Source organism: Pseudoalteromonas sp. D15MCD-2 (assembly GCF_038562745.1).
In the GTDB taxonomy this organism is placed as follows: domain Bacteria; phylum Pseudomonadota; class Gammaproteobacteria; order Enterobacterales; family Alteromonadaceae; genus Pseudoalteromonas.
Map to the genome: position 1 here is coordinate 3070001 of NZ_JBCFQE010000001.1, position 20251 is coordinate 3090251.

General features: G+C 41.9%; 19 protein-coding genes. 13 read left to right on the forward strand and 6 right to left on the reverse strand.

The features are described 5' to 3' along the window. Window positions 1-542: 542 nt before the first annotated feature. Together pyrE and rph are read right to left on the reverse strand one after the other, a co-directional pair. Window positions 543-1187 carry an orotate phosphoribosyltransferase gene (gene pyrE / locus AADY36_RS14090; protein WP_054554229.1) on the reverse strand — a complete coding sequence of 215 codons (645 nt, stop codon included), beginning with the start codon at window positions 1185-1187 and terminating at the stop codon, window positions 543-545. A gap of 22 nt (window positions 1188-1209) precedes the next feature. After that, on the reverse strand, window positions 1210-1923 hold the full coding sequence (gene rph, locus AADY36_RS14095; RefSeq protein WP_054554228.1) for a ribonuclease PH: 714 nt from the start codon (window positions 1921-1923) through the stop codon (window positions 1210-1212). A 181-nt stretch (window positions 1924-2104) separates the two neighbouring features. Between rph and AADY36_RS14100 the strand changes: the two genes are divergently transcribed. From AADY36_RS14100 to AADY36_RS14125, 6 genes are all read left to right on the forward strand, one after another. Next, window positions 2105-2965: a YicC/YloC family endoribonuclease gene (locus tag AADY36_RS14100; protein ID WP_054563424.1), complete on the forward strand. Its 861-nt coding sequence runs from the start codon at window positions 2105-2107 to the stop codon at window positions 2963-2965. A gap of 170 nt (window positions 2966-3135) precedes the next feature. After that, on the forward strand, window positions 3136-3756 hold the full coding sequence (gene gmk, locus AADY36_RS14105) for a guanylate kinase (RefSeq protein WP_054563423.1): 621 nt from the start codon (window positions 3136-3138) through the stop codon (window positions 3754-3756). A 102-nt stretch (window positions 3757-3858) separates the two neighbouring features. Continuing rightward, window positions 3859-4134 (forward strand): DNA-directed RNA polymerase subunit omega, encoded by a 276-nt coding sequence (gene rpoZ / locus AADY36_RS14110; RefSeq protein WP_054554225.1) that lies wholly within the window; start codon window positions 3859-3861, stop codon window positions 4132-4134. Window positions 4135-4264: 130 nt separating this feature from the next. Continuing rightward, window positions 4265-6370, forward strand: a complete 2106-nt coding sequence (spoT, locus tag AADY36_RS14115) for a bifunctional GTP diphosphokinase/guanosine-3',5'-bis pyrophosphate 3'-pyrophosphohydrolase (protein WP_055021901.1) — start codon at window positions 4265-4267, stop codon at window positions 6368-6370. A gap of 11 nt (window positions 6371-6381) precedes the next feature. Continuing rightward, a complete protein-coding gene (locus tag AADY36_RS14120; RefSeq protein WP_054554223.1) occupies window positions 6382-6774 on the forward strand; it encodes a RidA family protein in 393 nt (130 codons plus the stop codon). A 153-nt stretch (window positions 6775-6927) separates the two neighbouring features. Further along, window positions 6928-8532: a DUF342 domain-containing protein gene (locus AADY36_RS14125; protein WP_054563420.1), complete on the forward strand. Its 1605-nt coding sequence runs from the start codon at window positions 6928-6930 to the stop codon at window positions 8530-8532. Window positions 8533-8577: 45 nt separating this feature from the next. Here the strand turns inward: AADY36_RS14125 and asnA are convergent, their stop codons facing one another. Next, a complete protein-coding gene (gene asnA, locus AADY36_RS14130) occupies window positions 8578-9573 on the reverse strand; it encodes an aspartate--ammonia ligase (RefSeq protein WP_054563419.1) in 996 nt (331 codons plus the stop codon). A gap of 197 nt (window positions 9574-9770) precedes the next feature. On the opposite strand from asnA, the gene asnC reads away from it, so the two are divergent. The 3 genes from asnC to recG are packed head-to-tail and all read left to right on the forward strand — an operon-like array spanning window position 9771 to window position 13111. Next, complete coding sequence (gene asnC / locus AADY36_RS14135) at window positions 9771-10229, forward strand: transcriptional regulator AsnC (RefSeq protein WP_054554220.1); 459 nt, start codon at window positions 9771-9773, stop codon at window positions 10227-10229. Between the two features lie 44 nt (window positions 10230-10273). Then, entirely contained in the window at window positions 10274-10990 is a 717-nt protein-coding gene (gene trmH / locus AADY36_RS14140; protein ID WP_054563418.1) for a tRNA (guanosine(18)-2'-O)-methyltransferase TrmH, read from the forward strand. A gap of 39 nt (window positions 10991-11029) precedes the next feature. After that, entirely contained in the window at window positions 11030-13111 is a 2082-nt protein-coding gene (gene recG / locus AADY36_RS14145) for an ATP-dependent DNA helicase RecG (RefSeq protein ID WP_054563417.1), read from the forward strand. A gap of 84 nt (window positions 13112-13195) precedes the next feature. Here recG and AADY36_RS14150 read toward each other — a convergent pair whose 3' ends face one another. After that, window positions 13196-14128, reverse strand: coding sequence for a porin (locus tag AADY36_RS14150; protein WP_054563416.1), 933 nt, complete (start codon window positions 14126-14128; stop codon window positions 13196-13198). A gap of 196 nt (window positions 14129-14324) precedes the next feature. After that, on the reverse strand, window positions 14325-15179 hold the full coding sequence (locus AADY36_RS14155; RefSeq protein ID WP_054563415.1) for a LysR family transcriptional regulator: 855 nt from the start codon (window positions 15177-15179) through the stop codon (window positions 14325-14327). A gap of 90 nt (window positions 15180-15269) precedes the next feature. Here AADY36_RS14155 and AADY36_RS14160 point away from each other — a divergent pair, with 90 nt between their 5' ends. Both AADY36_RS14160 and AADY36_RS14165 read left to right on the forward strand, forming a co-directional pair. Beyond that, window positions 15270-15644, forward strand: coding sequence for a DUF413 domain-containing protein (locus AADY36_RS14160; protein WP_054563414.1), 375 nt, complete (start codon window positions 15270-15272; stop codon window positions 15642-15644). A 78-nt stretch (window positions 15645-15722) separates the two neighbouring features. Continuing rightward, window positions 15723-16958 (forward strand): GGDEF domain-containing response regulator, encoded by a 1236-nt coding sequence (locus tag AADY36_RS14165; RefSeq protein ID WP_055021900.1) that lies wholly within the window; start codon window positions 15723-15725, stop codon window positions 16956-16958. Window positions 16959-16960: 2 nt separating this feature from the next. Here AADY36_RS14165 and rarD read toward each other — a convergent pair whose 3' ends face one another. Beyond that, entirely contained in the window at window positions 16961-17884 is a 924-nt protein-coding gene (gene rarD / locus AADY36_RS14170) for an EamA family transporter RarD (protein ID WP_055021905.1), read from the reverse strand. A gap of 225 nt (window positions 17885-18109) precedes the next feature. Here rarD and recQ point away from each other — a divergent pair, with 225 nt between their 5' ends. Beyond that, window positions 18110-19933 carry a DNA helicase RecQ gene (recQ, locus tag AADY36_RS14175; protein ID WP_055021899.1) on the forward strand — a complete coding sequence of 608 codons (1824 nt, stop codon included), beginning with the start codon at window positions 18110-18112 and terminating at the stop codon, window positions 19931-19933. Between the two features lie 7 nt (window positions 19934-19940). Then, entirely contained in the window at window positions 19941-20237 is a 297-nt protein-coding gene (locus AADY36_RS14180; RefSeq protein WP_055021898.1) for a DUF3630 family protein, read from the forward strand. The last annotated feature ends 14 nt before the right edge of the window (window positions 20238-20251 follow it).

Below are 20251 nucleotides of genomic sequence, written 5' to 3' on the forward strand. Positions count from 1 at the left end.
TTGACTGTGCTGAAACAAGTAAACTTGTTTCCGTTGGTCACTCAGTTCAATTGAGACTCTAAATTTGTTTGCTCCACTTAGTAAACTAAGCTTCGCTGTTAGAACTCAATCTGTACGAGTGCCCACACAGATGATTGCTTTATATTGTTAAAGAACGTTTGAGATACTTTTGCGTCTCAAGGGCTGTGCATTCTACGCAAGCCGTTATTTTTGTCAACACTTAATTTTGATAAAAGTTTATTTTTTCAAAACTCAGTTTTACTTGACACCCTGAGTTGCTCTTGCCTCGCTAAGCGTTGCTGTCTGCCGTCTCAGTGGGGTCGCATTATAGGGATGCAGCGAATTAACGCAAGTACTTTTTTGAGAAAACTTTAAAAAAACTGCCTTTTGTATCCTTTTTAGTCTAAACACCACAAAAGAGAAACTTTATTAACGCTTCAGTAACTTTTTAACCGTATTTAAGGCCATAAAAGTACAATACTCTAAAAACAAAAAAGCCCAGCAATATAGCTGAGCCTTTAAATAGTTCGCGTTTTTAGGTGTTAAGCAATGCCGTATTGATCACGGTATGCTTTTACTGCAGCTAAATGCTCATCCATTGTGCCTTTAGCTTCTAAGTAACTAATTAAGTCAGCTAGTTTTACAATAGAGATAACTTTAGTGCCAAAGTCACGCTCGACTTCTTGAATAGCAGATAACTCAGCTTTACCTTTCTCTTGGCGGTCAAGTGCAATTAAAACACCACTTAAGTCTGCACCATTATCTGCAATGATTTCCATAGACTCACGAATAGCTGTGCCTGCAGTGATCACGTCATCAACTAACATGATCTTACCTTTAAGTTCAGAGCCTACTAATGTGCCACCTTCACCGTGTGCTTTTTTCTCTTTACGGTTAAAACAATAAGGTACATCTTTGTCGTGATGATCAGCTAAAGCAACCGCTGTAGTCGTTGCGATTGGAATACCTTTATAAGCAGGGCCGAATAATACATCGTAATCAATGCCCGCATCTTCAAGTGCTGCAGCGTAAAAGCGACCCAAGCGTGCAAGGTCACGACCGGTATTGAATAAACCAGCGTTGAAGAAATAAGGGCTAGTGCGGCCAGACTTTAAAGTAAACTCACCAAATTTAAGCACCTGCTTTTCAAGTGCGAATTCAATAAACTCTTTTTGATAATCTTTCATAACTAATAAACCTACTTCTTTATTAAGCTAATGCTTGCTTTTGAACGTCGATAATTTCACGAATTGAGTGCTTAGCTAATGTAAGTAGCTCATCAAGTTCGTCGAATGAGAAAGGTTCGCCTTCAGCTGTACCTTGAATTTCGATGATTTTGCCGGTTTCGGTCAAGATCACGTTCATATCTGTTTCGGCTTCAGAATCTTCTAGGTACTCAAGGTCACTAATTGGTTGACCTTTATATACACCAACTGAAATTGCCGCAATCATATGCTTAAGTGGGTTTGAATTAATCATACCTTTACTACGCATGTAAGTAAGCGCATCAACTAATGCAACGCACGCGCCACTGATTGATGCTGTACGTGTACCGCCATCAGCTTGAATAACATCACAATCGATAGTAATGGTGTTTTCACCTAACGCCTTTAAATCAACCGCAGCACGAAGTGCACGTGCGATTAAGCGTTGAATTTCCATAGTACGACCGCCCTGCTTACCGCGCGATGCTTCACGGCCATTACGAGTATGTGTTGAACGAGGTAACATACCGTATTCAGCCGTAACCCAACCTTTACCTTGGCCTTTCATAAAGCGTGGTACACCAGCTTCAACAGTTGCTGTACACAAAACTTTAGTATTTCCAAACTCTACTAATACTGAACCTTCAGCATGCATAGTGTAATTACGTGTGAATGTAACCGGTCTAATTTGGTTAGGTGTTCTTTCGCTTGGACGCATTAACGATCCCCTTAATTCTGAATTTGCCACATTATAAGTCGATGTGGTGCCAGATGCCATGTTCATTTACATAATTAACTGCATCAGAAAAGCACATTTCAGAAAATTTACGCTAGAGGTTAAAAGCTGATTCGGTATAATCAGTCAACTTTGTAAATTTAATAACACTAGGAAATCATCCATGATCCACAGCATGACAGCTTATGCGCGCCGCGAAATTAAAGGCGAATGGGGCACTGGCACTTGGGAAATTCGTTCAGTAAACCAACGTTACCTTGAAACTTTTATCCGCGCACCTGAGCAATTTCGTGGCATGGAACCAGTTATTCGTGAGCGTTTACGTAAACATTTACAACGCGGTAAGGTTGAAGTTTTCTTAAAGTTTGCTGCAAATCCAGCGCATGTTGGTGAGTTAACGATTAATGAATCACTCGCTGAGCAATTAATTAAAAGCGCACAATGGGTGCAAAACCAAAGCAATGGTGACATTAACCCTGTTGATATTTTACGTTGGCCTGGCGTTATGGAAGCCGAAGAGCTCGATATGGATAGTGTAAACACTGCGCTAATTGCAGGGTTTGACCAAGTAATTGAAGATTTTAAACAAGCTCGCGGCGATGAAGGCGCAAACTTACAAGAAATGATTGCAACTCGCCTTGATGCTATTTTAGAGCAAGTAACCATTGTTGAAGGCCACTTGCCAGAAATTGCTAAATGGCAGCGCGAAAAACTAAACCAAAAGCTAGAAGAACTAAAAACAGACATCGATGAGTCTCGCCTTGAGCAAGAACTTATTTATCTTGCGCAAAAACAAGATGTTGCTGAAGAACTTGACCGCTTAAAGTCGCATGTTAAAGAAACCAAAAAAATCTTAACTAAAGGCGGCGCATGTGGCCGACGCCTAGACTTTATGATGCAAGAGTTTAACCGTGAAGCAAACACGTTAGCGTCAAAGTCTATCAACAGTGATATCACAAACGCTGCTGTAGAACTAAAAGTGTTAATCGAGCAAATGCGCGAACAAATTCAAAACATCGAGTAAACGAGATTTATAGCATTTTTATAAGACCCAGCATCTGCTGGGTCTTTTGTTTTGAAAAGTCTAAAAGCAGGCAAACTTGAGCACTTTTAGCGAAATAAAGTACAATAGTTCAATTAAAGGCTTGGATTAGCGATAGTCCGAGCCTGTTTATTTTTTATTAGAGACAGATCATGGCGCAAACTCGCGGAAATTTATTTATCTTGTCAGCTCCATCAGGGGCTGGTAAATCAAGCTTAATTGGTGCTTTACTAAAGAAACACAGCGATATGAAAGTATCGGTTTCGCATACCACTCGCTCACCTCGTCCGGGTGAAGAAAACGGTGTGCACTATCACTTTGTTTCTGTGGATGAGTTCAAAGCGCTAATTGAGAAAAATGACTTTTTTGAATGGGCGCAAGTGTTCGATAACTACTATGGTACGTCTAAGCAAGCAATCGAAAGCCAACTTGCAGCAGGTATTGACGTATTTTTAGATATCGATTGGCAAGGTGCTCAGCAAATCCGCAAATTAGTTGATGATGTTGAGACTATCTTTATTCTTCCACCATCAAAAGAAGAACTTGAATCACGCTTAAATAACCGTGGTCAAGACTCTGCTGAGGTAATCGCAGGAAGAATGGCAAAAGCACAATCAGAAACATCACACTATAATGAGTATGATTATGTTGTGGTTAACGATGACTTTGATACTGCACTTACAGAAATCGAAACTATTGTTATGGCCAAACGTTTATCGTTAAAAAGCCAAACTGTGCGCCATCAGGCGTTATTAGAGAACTTACTTAAGTAATACTTTTTAAGAATAAGATAAAAATTAACCACAAGCTATTGGCGAATTTAACTTGGTACAGTAAACTACGCCTTTGCTTAAGAATTTATTTGGAGTGCTAAGATGGCTCGCGTAACTGTTGAAGATGCAGTAGATGCAATTGGTAATCGTTTTGACTTAATTTTAGTTGCGGCTCGTCGTGCCCGCCAAATCGCGGTTGGTGGTAAAGATCCACTCGTTGATGCTGAAAATGACAAACCAACGGTTATTGCTTTACGTGAAATTGAGAAAGGGTTAGTAGATAGCTCTTCTATGGACTTAATTGATCGTGAAGAACAACAACATCAAGAAGCAGCAGAAATGGCTGCTGTGGCTGCTATCGTAGGTGGCAACCAGTAATCAAGCTCCCCGCTTTGATTTAGCTATACGGCTAGTATTTCTACACTAGCCGTTGGCAAGCCCTTCTTTTCATCGTATATTCTATTCATACCGTTACCGATTTACTTCATTTGCGCATTGGAGTGTGACTTTGTATCTATTCGAAGGCCTCAAAAAGAAAATATCCGAATACTTACCACCTGCTGATATTGAGCTGGTACAAAAAGCATACGTGGTCGCTCGCGAAGCCCACGAAGGCCAAACACGCTCAAGTGGCGAGCCTTATATCACCCACCCTGTCGAAGTGACACAAATACTTGCCGGCATGCACTTAGATCACGAAACGCTGATGGCTGCCCTGATGCATGACGTGATTGAAGACACCGACTTTAGCCAACAAGACTTAGCTGAAATTTTTGGCGACACCGTTGCCGAACTTGTTGAAGGGGTGAGTAAGCTAGATAAGCTCAGCTTTAAAGATAAAAAAGAATTCCAAGCCGAAAACTACCGCAAAATGATCATGGCGATGACTCAAGATATTCGCGTGATCTTAATTAAACTGGCTGACCGTACTCACAACATGCGTACCTTGGGCGCACTGCGTCCTGACAAACGCCGTCGTATTGCCCGTGAAACATTAGAGATTTATGCACCAATTGCGAACCGCCTTGGTATTCATGATATTAAAAATGAATTAGAAGATTTAGGCTTTCAAGCGTTATACCCGATGCGTCATCGCGCATTAAGATCAGAAGTAGTCAAAGCACGTGGTAACCGTAAAGAAGTTATCAGCAATATTAAGACTGAAATTGAAGCGCGTTTAGAAGAGTCTGGCATCGAAGCAACTATATCTGGCCGCGAAAAACACCTTTATAGCATTTACAAAAAAATGCTTAATAAAGAGCTGTCGTTTAACGAAGTGATGGATATCTACGCATTCCGTATCAATGTTGATAATATGGATACCTGTTATCGTGTATTAGGTGTTGCTCATAACCTTTACAAACCAATAGAAACCCGTTTTAAAGATTATATTGCCGTACCAAAAACCAATGGTTATCAGTCGCTTCATACCTCATTAGTTGGCCCTCATGGTATTCCTGTTGAGATTCAAATTCGTACCCACGACATGGATCATATGGCAGATAAAGGGGTGGCTGCTCACTGGATGTATAAAAAAGCAGGTGATAGCGCAGGCCACACAGCACAGCAGCGTGCTCGCCAATGGATGCAAAGCTTACTGGAGCTTCAGCAAAGTGCGGGCTCATCATTTGAGTTTGTTGAAAACGTTAAAACAGAGCTATTCCCTGAAGAGATCTATGTTTTCACGCCAGATGGCCGTATCGTTGAACTACCTATGGGTGCAACAGCAGTCGACTTTGCTTATGCAGTTCACACTGATGTAGGTAATACCTGTGTAGGTGCACGCGTTAACCGTAAACCTCACCCACTAAGCAAGGCACTTGATACAGGGCAAACAGTCGAAATCATTACCAGCTCAGGGGCGCACCCTAATGCAACTTGGTTAAACTTTGTTGTAACAGGTAAAGCACGTTTAGGTATTCGCAATTACCTGAAGAGCCAACAGCATGAAGAAGCCATGCTGCTCGGTCGACGTTTACTAGACTCAGCACTTGGTGAAACCAAACTGGATGATATTCCAGATGAAAACATTCGCCGTGTACTTCAAGAGCATGAACTTAATACCGTACTTGAGCTATTAGTCGAAATAGGCTCAGGTAATCTTATGAGTGTGCTTATTGCAAAACGCTTGATGCAAGTTGATGCAGACGACCTAGACGACCTTGCACAAAAAGCAAAAGCGACCATCATCGGTACTGAAGGCATGTTAGTTAATTACTCTAAATGCTGCCGACCAGTCCCTGGCGATGCTATTACTGCTTATATTAGCCAAGGTAAAGGCCTTACTGTTCACCGCCAAGAATGTAAAAACATTCGAGGTTGGGAAAAAGAGCGCTCAAAATACTTAGTTGTAAAATGGGACGATAACCCAGAGAAAGAATATATTGCAGCCCTTCGTATTGAGATTATCAATCACCAAGGTGCACTGGCTAAATTAACCAATGTTGTTGCCTCAACCCAAGCCAACATTGTTGAAATAGCGACTGACGAAAAAGAAAGTAATTTATACATGATAGATTTAGGCATCACGGTTAAAAACCGCGTTCATGTTGCTAACATTATGCGCCGCATTCGCGTTATGCCTGATGTGCAAAGAGTCTATCGTAAAAAGTAACAAGGATAATCATGAACAAATCTTTTATTTCTACTGATAATGCGCCTGCAGCAATCGGTACTTACAGCCAAGCAGTTAAAGTAGGCACGGCTGTTTATTTATCAGGTCAAATCCCACTTGTACCAGAGACGATGGAAGTGATCTCTGAAGACTTTACTGAGCAAACTCACCAAGTATTCAAAAACCTAACAGCTGTTTGCCAAGCTGCGGGTGGTCAAATTCAAGACATGGTAAAAGTGAATATCTTTTTAACTGACCTATCTAACTTTGCGATTGTTAACGAAGTGATGAGCCAGTACTTTAAGCAACCATACCCTGCACGTGCCGCAATTGGCGTACGTGCGCTACCAAAAGGCGTGCAAGTTGAAATTGACGGTATCATGGAGCTACCTTCAACAAACTAATCAGCCCTGCCAGCAACGCAAAGTTGCTGGCACTTTTTTAGAAAAAGTTCTTACTTCCCTCACCCGAAATTCTTGACTCATTAGCAAATCTCTAGCACTCTGTTGTTATAACAAGTAAAACCTTTAGCTAATGTAGTAAAAAAGGATCTCCAGGTGTTTAAGCTCGCTCACAACGGCAACGTTTTATTAGATGTTCATGAAAACTCACCTCCTAGTGCTGCGTTTATTATCGAAGCATTAGAAAAGTCACCATTTTGCGAATGCAGAGTGGATCATGAAGCTATCAATAATTTCTTTAAAAGCGATTCAAATGAGCGCATGCTTGTTGTTGCCTCTAAACATGATGCGAGCCTAGTTGTTACCCTGAGTGATGACAAAATGCTGGCTACAGGCGAGCTGACTTTAGCTGAAGGCGGCAAAGTCATGACGCTTGACGATGCTAAAAAAGAGCTTATCAAAGCAGGTGTTGCCCGCGGTTATAAGCAAGCTTTCTTAGAAAAGTTATTACAACAACAGTTTGAGCTACCTGCAGGTGAAGTTGCTAAAGGAGTGCTCGCAAAAGGCCGTTTACCGATTGATGGCCAACCGTCTAAGTTTGTACCACAGGTTGAGACCTTAAAAGACCGCTTAAAAACACCTAAGCTACGTGAAGACGGCACAGCCGATATGCGTGACTTTGGCAAGCTCGCCAGTGTCGAACCTGGTGTATTACTTATAAAACAAATTCCTGCTACTCCTGGCAAAGAAGGCTTTACTGTTACTGGTGATGTACTTCCTGCAAAACCGGGGGAAAACACCAAACTAGTCGCAGGTGAAGGCACCGAAATATCAAAAAACAACCCGCTTGAGCTAATTTCTGTGATCGCTGGTGTACCAGTGGATATTGCCAACGGTATGCGTGTCGATGATATTTTTACTATTGCCGATGTAAACGTAAAAAGTGGTCACGTAGATTTTGAAGGTAGCGTCATTGTGACTCATAACGTTGAACCAGGCATGCGTATTAATGCCAAAGGCGATATCACAGTTATGGGTACTGTGGAATCAGGCCATTTATCAGCGGCTGGCGATATCACTATAAAACAAGGTGTAATTGGTCACCAGCTCGAAGATAAAAAGTTGTCTTGTAATATTATCAGCCAAGGTGACATTCACTTATCACATGGTCAATACTGCTACCTTGAAGCCAATAATATTCTTATTGAACGTCAAGCCAGCCATTGTACGATGAAAGCCACTAAGCTATTGCAAATAGGCCAAGAAGATAACCCGCAAGGCAAGCTATTCGGCGGAGAGATCTTAGACGCACAAATGTTAATTGCCGGCGAAATTGGCAATGAATCTGGCGCTAAAATGGTCATTCACTTAGCGGCTTCGGGTGCTGATGTCACCGCGCAAACAGATCAGTGTTTAAAAGATTTAGCACAAACAGATGCGCAACTTGATACATTACAATCAGCTATCGAAAAAGCAGATCAAGTAAAAGACGCCGAAAAGAAAAAACAGTTACTCGCAAAGATTGGTGCCACACAAATGCACTATTGTGAACAAGCTGAAATACTAGAGAAAAAGCTATCAAGCTTAGAGCATCACCTTCATGATTTGCTGGAAGATGCGCAATTGGTCGTTAATAAAAAACTGCATTCAGGGGTCGAAATTCACATTTTCGAAAAAGTTCTACTCACTAACCGCCAATACCCACCGTGTAAGGTAAAGCTTGAAGAAAACAAGGTTGAGGTAGAGTTTAAAACCAGTTAATAAAAAAAGAGGCTTAAAGCCTCTTTTTACCAGGGTCATTACTCTTTAAAGAATTCCTTCCACTTGCTGTTTTAGCTGTTCAGGCCAAACACCAACTTGTACTTGCCCGATATGCTGTTTTTGTAACAGCAACATAGCGAGTCGTGATTGACCAATTCCGCCACCTATTGTTTGCGGAAACTTTTTCGCCAGTAGCTGTTTATGCCAATCAAACTCTAGGCGAGCTTGGTCGCCTGTAATCGCTAATTGTGTAGCTAATGCATCAGGGCTTACACGAATGCCCATTGAAGAGATTTCAAATGCATCTTCAAGCACAGGGTTCCAAACTAAAATATCACCGTTTAAACCTGCAAATTTACTACAGGTTTGTGTTGACCAATCGTCATAATCCGGTGCTCGTACGTCATGAATTTTACCATCGGCAAGTGTGCCGCCTATACCAATTAAAAATACCGCACCGTATTCTTGTGCTACCGCTTTTTCACGTTGTTTCGCTGTAAAGTCAGGATACATCTGACGTAGCTGTTCACTGTGTACAAAAGTGATTTGCTCGGGCAAAAACGGCGTTAAATCAAACTCGCTTGCGACAAAGCGTTCGGTTGCTTTAATCGCCTGATAAAGTGATGTCACGGTTTCTTTTAGCTTGTCTAAGGTACGTTCAGTGCTCTCGCAAATCACTTTTTCCCAGTCCCATTGGTCAACATACACCGAGTGAATTGGGCTTAAAGATTCTTCATCAGGACGAAGCGCCTTCATGTGCGTATAGAGTCCTTCACCTACCGAAAAATCGTAATCAGCCAAGGTTTTGCGTTTCCACTTAGCTAATGAGTGGACTACTTCAAATTGGCTACCCGGAATTGTTTTCACTGCTACCGATACAGCATTTTCAGTACCGCTTAAGTTATCTTGAATACCATCGCCTACTTTAGCCAAGATCGGCGCTTGTACTTCAACTAACCCTAATTGTTGTTCTAATTGGCTTGAAAAAAACTGTTTTACTTTACTAATTTGCTGCTGTTGCTGCAGGTAGTGTGAACTCATAATAATTGGCCTCATTCCCAGTTATTGTTACTTGCTTAATTAGAGAAACCCGCTGCTTGGCCCCTCCTGTTAAAACAATCCTCAACTAAACAAAGGTAATTTTCAATAACCCGCAATAAAAAGAACTTAACATTGAAATTTTCATAAAAATAATGCTATAAAATTTATTGATTCAATAATTAACACTAATAAATACCATGGAAAATTATCAAATCGATAATCTCGATAAAAACATCCTTAATGCTTTAATGGAAAATGCGCGAACAGCGTATGCAGAACTCGCTAAACGCTTTGCAGTAAGTGCCGGGACTATTCATGTACGGGTCGAAAAGATGAAACAAGCGGGAATTATTACAGGCACCCAAGTCAGTATTGATGCCAAACAGCTTGGTTACGATGTTTGCTGTTTTATTGGTATTAACCTCAACAATGCCCGTGATTACCCACAAACTTTACTGCATTTAAAAGAGCTAGAAGAAGTCGTAGAAGCCTATTACACCACAGGTAATTACAGTATATTTATCAAAGTGATGGCACGCTCAATTGATCATCTACAAGATGTGTTAATTAACAAAATACAAGCCATCGAAGCTATTCAATCAACAGAAACGCTGATCTCATTACAAAACCCTATTAGCCGTGCTGTTGTTCCCTAGGGTATAATCAGCGCCAATTAGAATCCGTCAACGAGCACACAACTATGGATACAACTCGCTTTGAGCGTGTTAAGCGCGTGTTAGACCGCCGCCAAACGGACCTAACGGTTTGTTTAGAAGAAGTGCATAAGCATCATAATTTATCAGCCATTGCTCGCACAGCTGACGCGACAGGCTGCCATCATGTTCATGCTGTATGGCCAGAGAATCAAAAATGGTTAACTAACAATACCTCAGGTGGTAGTAAAAACTGGCTAGAAACTCACTTGCATCGCAATATCGATGAAGCCGTTGCTATGATGCGTGCACAAAATCCGGAAGTACAAATTTTAGCAACTCACCTCAGCGACGATGCAGTCGACTTTCGTGAAATAGATTACACCAAACCGACGGCTGTTATTGTTGGCCAAGAACGTGATGGTATTTCACCACGCGCCCTCGCTCATGCTGATAAAAATATCATTATCCCAATGCAAGGAATGGTGCAATCTCTTAATGTATCTGTTGCTGCGGCACTTATTCTATTTGAAGCTCAGCGCCAACGTGAAGAAGCCGGACTTTACAACCGCGATATGCTTGATGCGAAAGTTAAACACCGCATCTTGTTTGAGGGCTGCCACCCTATCATTGCCGAACAATGCCGCGAAAAAGAGCTACCGTACCCTGAGCTTGATGAAAATGGTGAAATTGTTGCTGATGAAACGTTCTGGAACATTTTAAAACACACGCAACCGCTTGAAGCCACTAACGAGTGCAAGTAAACTGAAAAACAGTCTACTAATTAATAATTTGAGTCACCTTTGAGTCATCCTAGCTTAGCGTTATACCCAATTACTGAATTAAAAGGCGTCGGCCCGAAAATGGCCGAGCGCCTTGCTAAGCTAAATATTCATACGGTGCAAGACATGCTGTTTCATTTGCCTCACCGCTATGAAGACCGTACCCGCATTCACCCAATCTGTGAACTTCAACCGCATAGCCATGTTAGTGTTGAAGCCACCATTGAAACCAGCCAAATTACCTTTGGAAAAAGACGCATGCTGGTTTGCCAAGTAAATGATGGAACGGGCCGATTGACGCTGAGGTTTTTTAACTTTAGCGCGGCTCAAAAAAATGCCTTAAGTACAGGTAAAATCATTCGTTGCTTTGGTGAGATCCGCCGTGGCAGAGTTGGCTTTGAAATGACACATCCGGAATACAGCTTATCGGATACCCCTTCTGAGCAACCAACTAATACCACGCTTACGCCGGTTTATCCTGTTACCGAAGGGCTAAAACAGTTATCTATTCGTGCACTAAGCGATCAAGCACTTGCACTACTAACTAAATACCCTGTCGAAGAGTTACTGCCAGAACAGTTTCAGCCAACCGGAATGCGTTTAGCCGATGCACTTATGACCTTACATCGCCCACAAAACGATGTTGATTTAACTGCCCTTGAACAAGGTATGCACCCTGCCCAGCAACGGCTAGTTTTTGAAGAGTTGCTTGCGCAAAACTTAAGCCTTTTAAAGCTGCGCCAAAAAGGGCAAACGGTAAAAGCGGTTGCTTTAAAGCCTCATAACCAACTTGAGCAACAGTTTTTAGCTAATTTAGCCTTTAGCCCAACTAACGCGCAAAGTCGTGTGGTGGCAGAAATCAAAGGTGACTTACAACACCCGTTTCCGATGATGCGCCTAGTACAAGGCGATGTTGGCTCAGGTAAAACACTCGTCGCAGCACTCAGTGCGCTCACCGCTATCAGCGAAGGCTACCAAGTCGCTTTAATGGCACCAACAGAGATTTTATCAGAGCAACATGGCATCAACTTTAGCCAATGGTTTAATCAACTCGGTGTTGAAGTCGCTTGGTTAGGTGGCAAAAGTAAAGGTAAAGAGCGCGCTGTTACTCTCGAAAAAATAGCCTCTGGGGAAGCGCAAATGATTGTTGGCACCCATGCGTTATTTCAAGAACAGGTTGAGTTTAACAATCTCGTTTTAATTATTATTGATGAGCAACACCGCTTTGGTGTTCATCAGCGCTTATCACTGCGTGAAAAAGGCCGCTTTGGTGACTGTTACCCGCATCAATTAGTGATGACAGCAACACCTATCCCGCGAACGCTAGCAATGACAGCCTACGCTGACTTAGAAACCTCAGTGATTGATGAGTTACCACCCGGTAGAACGCCTATCACAACGGTGGCGATTCCAGATGCACGCCGAGACGAAATCATTCAACGTGTGAGAACAGCGTGCACAGAGCAAGGTCGTCAAGTGTATTGGGTTTGCACTCTGATTGATGAATCTGAAGTACTGCAATGCCAAGCCGCGGAAGATAGCGCTGAGCAATTGAAAGCAGCATTGCCAGAATTAAACGTTGGCTTAGTGCATGGCCGGATGAAAGCCGCTGAAAAGCAAGCCATTATGAGTGAGTTTAAAGCGGGCAATATTCATGTACTTGTTGCCACAACGGTGATTGAAGTAGGTGTTGATGTGCCAAATGCCAGCCTTATCATTATTGAAAACCCTGAGCGGTTAGGGCTTGCACAACTCCACCAGCTGCGCGGCCGTGTTGGTCGTGGGGCTACGGCATCACACTGTGTTTTACTCTATCACGCGCCATTATCAGCTACAGCGCAAAAACGCTTAGGTGTGCTGCGTGAAAGTAATGATGGCTTTGTTATTGCTGAGCGAGATCTCGAAATCCGTGGCCCTGGTGAAGTACTTGGTACCAAACAAACAGGCCTAGCCGAATTTAAAATCGCCGACTTAAACCGCGATAAACAAACACTCGACCATGTAAGACCCATTGCCTTCAAAATTTTGAACGACTATCCAGAGCTTACCGATAAATTGATTCAACGTTGGCTTGCAGGCAAATCAAACTACGCACAAGCTTAATCGCAAGTCTAACTTTTCTGCTAGAACAAAAAAGCCCAGCTAATTAGCTGGGCTGACAAGTTAGGGAGTTATCCAAAGGTTGGATTAGAACTTGTATTCAATACCAACACCTAGGTAGTCTTGGTCAACTTGATTGTCTGTATCAAACGTTGAGTAGAAACCAAATACTTTGGTGTTTTTGCTAAGCTTGTGATCAACACCTGCAGAAATAGCTGTTTTCTTGTCGCCTTCGTCAAAGTCAATTACTTGGTACTGTACTTTGAAAGTGTTGCTATTCATTTGGTAAGCAGCATTTACTAAGTAACCATCAGCTTCTGCACTACCATCCACTTTTTCTTGTGTTTGGTACATAGCACCTAGTTTGAAGTCACCTAGTTTACCCTGTACTGTTGCACGAACAATGTCGTAGCCTTTAACTTCGCTGTCAGCTGCTACTGATGCATAAAGTTTGCTTTCTTTAAGTTTTGCATCGCCGTAAGTTAACGCTACTGAGTAACCATTATCAGCATCTACGTCATCTTCAGCTACATAAGTTGCTAATACTTTGAAGCCACTGAAGTCTTTAGAAGCATAAGAAATTGTGTCGCCTAAACGGTTTTCACCTTTAAATGCGTTCTTGATATCACCTTCAAGGTCATTGAATAAATCAACTTTACCTTGAGACTGCTTCATTGCTGTATCGTTACGACCGATAACAACTTGACCAAAGCTACCTTTAACACCTACGTATTGGTTACGTGCAGTGATGTTATCGTCATTGTCGCCTTTTGAATCAGCGTCTGATACGTCTACACCAAACTCAAATTTATAAACCGCTTCTAAGCCTTCAGAAATTTTTTCTGAACCTTTTAAGCCAAAACGTGAGTTATTGCTTTTAATTTCAGTGAAAGACCCTTCGCCATCATCTGATGATTGAACAGTCACGTTTGCTTTACCATATACATCTACATCAGCTAATGCAGAAAAAGATAAACCACCAAATAAAGCTAGGAATAAGCTAGACTTTGCAAATTTCATGTCGTTTCCTCAATAATCGCAACAAAAAACACATGTTGTGTTTCAATGCGCGCAGTGTGACAGCGAAAAATGACAGAAAGATGACAATTGAAACAAAAGCGTCAATTTAGCTTCATAAAATGTAATTATTTTTGAAATAAAAACGTAACCTGCTGTTACAGCATTAATTTTTTATGAAAGCTAAATTAAATTAATTTTAAGCTTTTATTTGTAGTTCAGTTAATAAGGTCACTAACTTCTCTAATAAAGGGGTTTGCTCATTATCTCTGTGATAAGCAACAAACACATCACGCGAAGTATGCGCAACATCTTCAACATGATAAAGCTCACCAGATTCAAGCTGCTCTTCAACTAATAACTGAGGAATAAACGCGCTACCGCCGCATTTCAAAATTAAATCAAGCGCAATACGACCTGTACTGGTTCTGAAATAAGGAGGAGCGTGACCGTTAAACTCACGAGCATGCCATAAAGAAAAGGTGGTACCCCAGTCGACATAAACATATTGGTTATCGAAAAAGTTTTCACTATTTGCAGTTTCAAAGGCGCTCACTGGAATAATGGGTAGCTCACAAATTCGCTGTACAACCAGTTCATCTACTTTAGGGGGATCGAACAACACCGCCAAATCTAATGTACGTTCCAATAATAAGCGAGTACTCTCTTGCTGTGCTTTAACTTCAGCAACTAACGACACACCCGGCATAGCAGAAACAATATTAGTAATACCAAACTGTAAAAATGCATCCCAAATATTAGGTGTTCCCGCTAAGCTAATTTGCTTGTGCATATTATCTGCAAGTGCCACATCAACTTTTGCGCGCTGCATACCTGTAATGATCATTTGTGCGTGTGGCAGTAGTCGCTCACCTGGCGCCGTTAACTGTATGTTGTTTCGTTGACGAATAAATAAGTTAACACCTAAACCTTGCTCTAATTGTCGGATCCGAAAACTCACTGCAGACTGTGTAATATATAAATTTTCAGCTGCTTTACCGAAATGGCGCGTACGAACCACTTCAACAAAAGTCTTCAATAAATCGATATCCATTTTTTACCCTTACGATAAAAATAATTTGTTTAATAAAATCGACAACTTGATCCATACTCCAGCAAGAAATTAGGGCATGAGGATAAAGCCATGAGCAATGACATTTCATCACTTCGTCAGGCATTTGCAAGCCAACGTCAATTCTATGATGATCAAAATTTCCCACGCGGTTTTGGTCGTAGTGGTCACTTCACTTTGCTAGAAGCCGACATTCTCGAGCAGCATGGTGTTGTTCTAAAGGGTTTATACAACAAAACCCTAGAACCACAAAATGAATTTCAAACTCAATTTGTACAAGTTGTTACCGGTAACCTTGAAGCGACTAATCCGATTGAGCGCGCTTGGATCAAATACCTTAAGCAAACAACCTGTAAAACCAAGTTTCACACATTATTTGGGCGCTCTCGCATTGCGACCTCAACACCACAAAGTGTTGAATATTATTCTGAGTCAGACAGCCTATAACAATTTGCTTTTTTACCCTTTTAGGGTTAAAACTTGTAATAACTTTTGTTTCGCCAATAAGTTATTACAAGGCAAGCTGTGACTCGAAGAATATTAATAATTGAAGATACGCCAACCATTGCGCGGGTGCAAAAGCACATCGCGCAAAAAGTGGGCTATGAAGCCGACATAGCCGGTAGCTTAGCTGAGGCAAAAGAGCTTATTAGCAAGCACAATTACTTTTGTGCCGTAGTAGATTTTATTCTGCCTGATGCGCCAACCGGTGAAGCAGTTCCTTGCACCATCGAAGCCGACATTCCTACCATTGTAATGACAGGTAATCTTGACGAAACAACACGTAATATCGTTGAAAAACACCCCATCATTGATTACATCACCAAAGAAAATAAACAAGCCTATCAATATCTAGAAAAACAACTGGCTCGCTTGCCTCGTAATGAGCAAATATTAGTACTAGTAGTCGATGATTCAGCAGCAACGCGCCACCATATTTGCAACTTATTAACCCGTCATAAATACCAAACACTCGAAGCTGTTGATGGTGTTGATGCTTTAAAAGTACTGGCTGAAAACCCAAAAATATCGGTGATCATTACCGATAATGAAATGCCGAATATGAATGGGGATGAGCTCTGTGTCGAAATTCGCCGTTTATATTCTAACGATGAAAAAGCCGTGATTGGCATATCTGCACTCGATACTTTGCACCTTTCGACGCGCTTTTTGAAATCTGGCGCAGACGATTACCTACGCAAGCCATTTAACAATGAAGAGTTTTATTGTCGACTTAGCCAAAACGTCGACATGCTTGAAAACATTAAAACGATTCGTTTACAAGCAAACACTGATTACCTCACAAAACTCCCTAATCGCCGCTATTTCTTTGGTGAAGCAAACAGCCATCTGAAAGCTGCAAAAGTGTCAGATACCTCAGTCTCTTTAGCCATGATTGATATTGACCACTTTAAGTCAATTAACGATAACTACGGTCATGATGCCGGCGATGACGTATTAAAGGGCCTATCGCAATGTATGGCAAAGTATTTTGAAGATAACTTAGTAGGCCGCTTTGGTGGTGAAGAGTTTGCAGTCTATTTTGCTGATCAAGACCCACAAGAATCGTTGCAACGTTTAGAGAAATTCCGCTTGTTTGTTGAAAAGCACAGCCCTGAGTTCAGTAAAGACCGAATCAAGTTTACGCTGTCGATTGGTTTTCATAATGGGCCTGTTTATAGTTTGGATGAACTAATAAAACAGGCCGATTTAAAGCTTTATCAAGCTAAAGACACTGGCCGCAACAAGCTAGTAAGCTAAGCCTACACAGGCTTAGTCACAGCCTCTAATTGCGCTTTGCGTTGCTTACGGCTCTGACGATACGAATCCCAGCTAAATAATGCCAAAGCGCTCCAAATACATGCAAATGTCACCACACGCTCAGCATCAAATACCTCACCGTAAAATGCCACGGCAAGCATAAACATTAAGCTTGGGCCAATGTACTGAAAAAAGCCAAGGGTACTGTATTGCAGACGCTTTGCTGCACCAGTAAAACATAACAGCGGTAAGGTTGTCACCACACCAGCACTAATGAGTAACAAGTTAATGTGCCAATCGTTTGCAGTTAAATCAGAGCTTGCTGATGGCGCCATCAACCACCAGTAAATAAGCGCAACTGGCAATAATATAAGTGCTTCAAGCAATAACCCTGGCAATGATTCAATCGGCAGCTTTTTACGAAGTAACCCATAAATAGCAAACGATCCTGCTAATGAGAAAGCAACCACAGGGAATGAACCAAAACTCACAAGCTGAAGCAACACACCACAAAGCGCTAGACCTACCGCAACGCCTTGCCACTTGCGTAGTCGCTCACCTAAAAATAACATACCCAATAACACATTCAGTAATGGATTTATGTAATAACCTAAACTGGCATCGAGCATATGATTATTGTTCACGGCCCAAATAAATAACCCCCAGTTAAAGCCAAGTAAACTTGCTGTTATTACCAACATCAAAAGTAATTTAGGTTGTCCGAGCACCACACGAATACGCTGCCATTGATGACGAGCTGCAATAATAAGAAGTAAAAATAACACCGACCAAATAACACGGTGCATTAAGATTTCAAACGCAGAAATCTGCTGTAGAAACTTAAAGTAAATGGGCGCAAGACCCCACATAAAAAAGGCTAAACAAGCGAAAATGACGCCTTTTCGCTGCTCAATGTTGGTAGGCATAAGTTTGGCTTTATAGTTTAAAAACGCTATTTTACGCCCCCTAAGCAGTGACGCAACCAAAACACGCTAAATAAACCCATGTATTTACTTCCTAAAAGGGACTGCCATTGTTGCAAAGTAACGCCTTGATATTAAGCACCAGTGAAACGCTGAATTCTGCATCTTGAGGTCGTTTGGGTATATTTCTACAGACATCGCCATAAAAAACCACTAAAATGCTCGGCGATGAATACCAATACCGCAATGTCCAACACACCCGTTCGATCACCACAAGCCGTACTCAAACAAGTGTTTGGTTACAAGGACTTTCGTGATGGCCAAGAAGCGATTATAGCCGCAGCGCTAGACGGACAAGACTCGCTTGTACTCCTACCAACGGGTGGAGGCAAATCATTATGCTATCAAGTACCCGCTTTAATCCTTGATGGTGTGACTGTGGTTATCTCACCGCTTATTTCCTTGATGCAAGACCAAGTTGCCCAACTAAGAGCGCTCGGCGTGCAAGCGGCCTACATCAACAACAGCCTGCCTTTTGAAGAGCAGCAAGCTGTTTATCAGCAATTGCACTATGGGCAAATTAAGCTGTTATATGTTGCACCAGAAAAAGTACTGCAACACGAATTTTTAGAGCGTTTGAGTCATCTAAAACTCGCACTTTTTGCAATTGATGAAGCTCACTGTGTGTCGCATTGGGGTCATGACTTTAGGCCGCATTACTGTCGGCTCAACGAGTTAAAGCAACGCTTTATGCATGTGCCCATGATGGCGCTTACAGCAACGGCAGATAAAGCAACTCGTTACGATATTATTGAACAGCTTCAGCTTAACCACCCTTACGTGCACACTGGTAGCTTCGATAGACCTAACATTCGTTACACCATAGAAGAAAAATTCAAACCTATGGTGCAACTGCTTCGATATTTAAAAGAGCAGCAAAACCAGAGTGGCATTATTTACTGCACCAGCCGCAAACGGGTTGATGATGTAGCCGAAAAACTTGCTGACGCTGGATTTAATGCCGCCGCCTACCATGCGGGAATGAGTAACGAGCAACGCCAATTTGTGCAATCTGGCTTTGCCCGTGACGATATTCAAATTGTGGTTGCGACTGTTGCCTTTGGCATGGGGATTAATAAACCAAACGTACGTTTTGTAGTGCATTACGATATTCCAAAAAGCATCGAGGCTTACTACCAAGAAACCGGTCGTGCAGGTCGAGATGGCCTGGCTGCAGAAGCGATTATGTATTTTGACCCGGCAGACATAGGCCGCGTACGCCGCTTTTTTGAAGATATTGAAGACGAGCAACGTCGTCGTGTTGAAGAGCAGCGTTTTAATGCTATGGCAAGCTTCGCCGAAGCACAAACATGCCGCAGACAAATCTTGCTCAATTATTTTAGTGAATATAAACGCGAAACCTGTGGTAACTGTGATATTTGCTTAAACCCACCTACTAGCTTTGATGGCACACTTGTCGCGCAACAAGCCTTATCGTGTGTGTATCGTGCTGAGCAACGTTTTGGTATTGGCTATATCGTTGAGTTACTTCGCGGTGCAAACACTAGCCGCATTCGAGATAACAATCACCACCAATTAAGCACCTATGGCATCGGTAAAGAGCACAGTGTGGAGTTTTGGCTAAGTATTTTAAGGCAGCTTATCCATCAAGGGTTATTAAGCCAAGATATTACCCAAGGTTCGTCATTACGCTTAACCGAAGCCGCCCGTGCAGTTCTTAAAAGTGAATATGCACTGCAACTTGCTGAACCTCGCTTACAAGCTAAGCACGTTTACCAAGATAAACTCGCTCAGTTTAATTACGATAAAAAGCTATTTGCGAAATTACGCGCTTTACGTAAAGAGTTGGCAGATGCCGATGATGTTCCACCTTATGTGGTATTCAATGATAAAACCCTCGCTGAAATGGCGCAGTTAATGCCAACCAACGACAGTGAGTTTTTGAAGGTGTCAGGTGTTGGTTTCACTAAGCTCAATAAGTATGGCGCACCGTTTTTAAATACCATTCGCGACTATCTTGCCACCAATTAGGACTGCTATGACTGAACTAACCTATGATGCCGAGCATGAGATTATTCTTGTAACGTCGAGTGAGCTTCCACACGATGAAGACTTTGAGCTTTGGGCAACCCTTTTCTTACACGCGCCAGCTATAACAACTGCCGACTTTGATGCCGGTGCTGATCGTCACCAATTACGCTTTCACTTTACAGATCATAGTTTTAATCTAAACTTTGAACATTACAGTGAAAGTATTTGGATCAATGCTGAAGGCATAGAAGCCAGTGCTGCATTACCACAACTTCATCAGTATTTAGTAGCGCAATTACAATAATAAGCTAGACATTT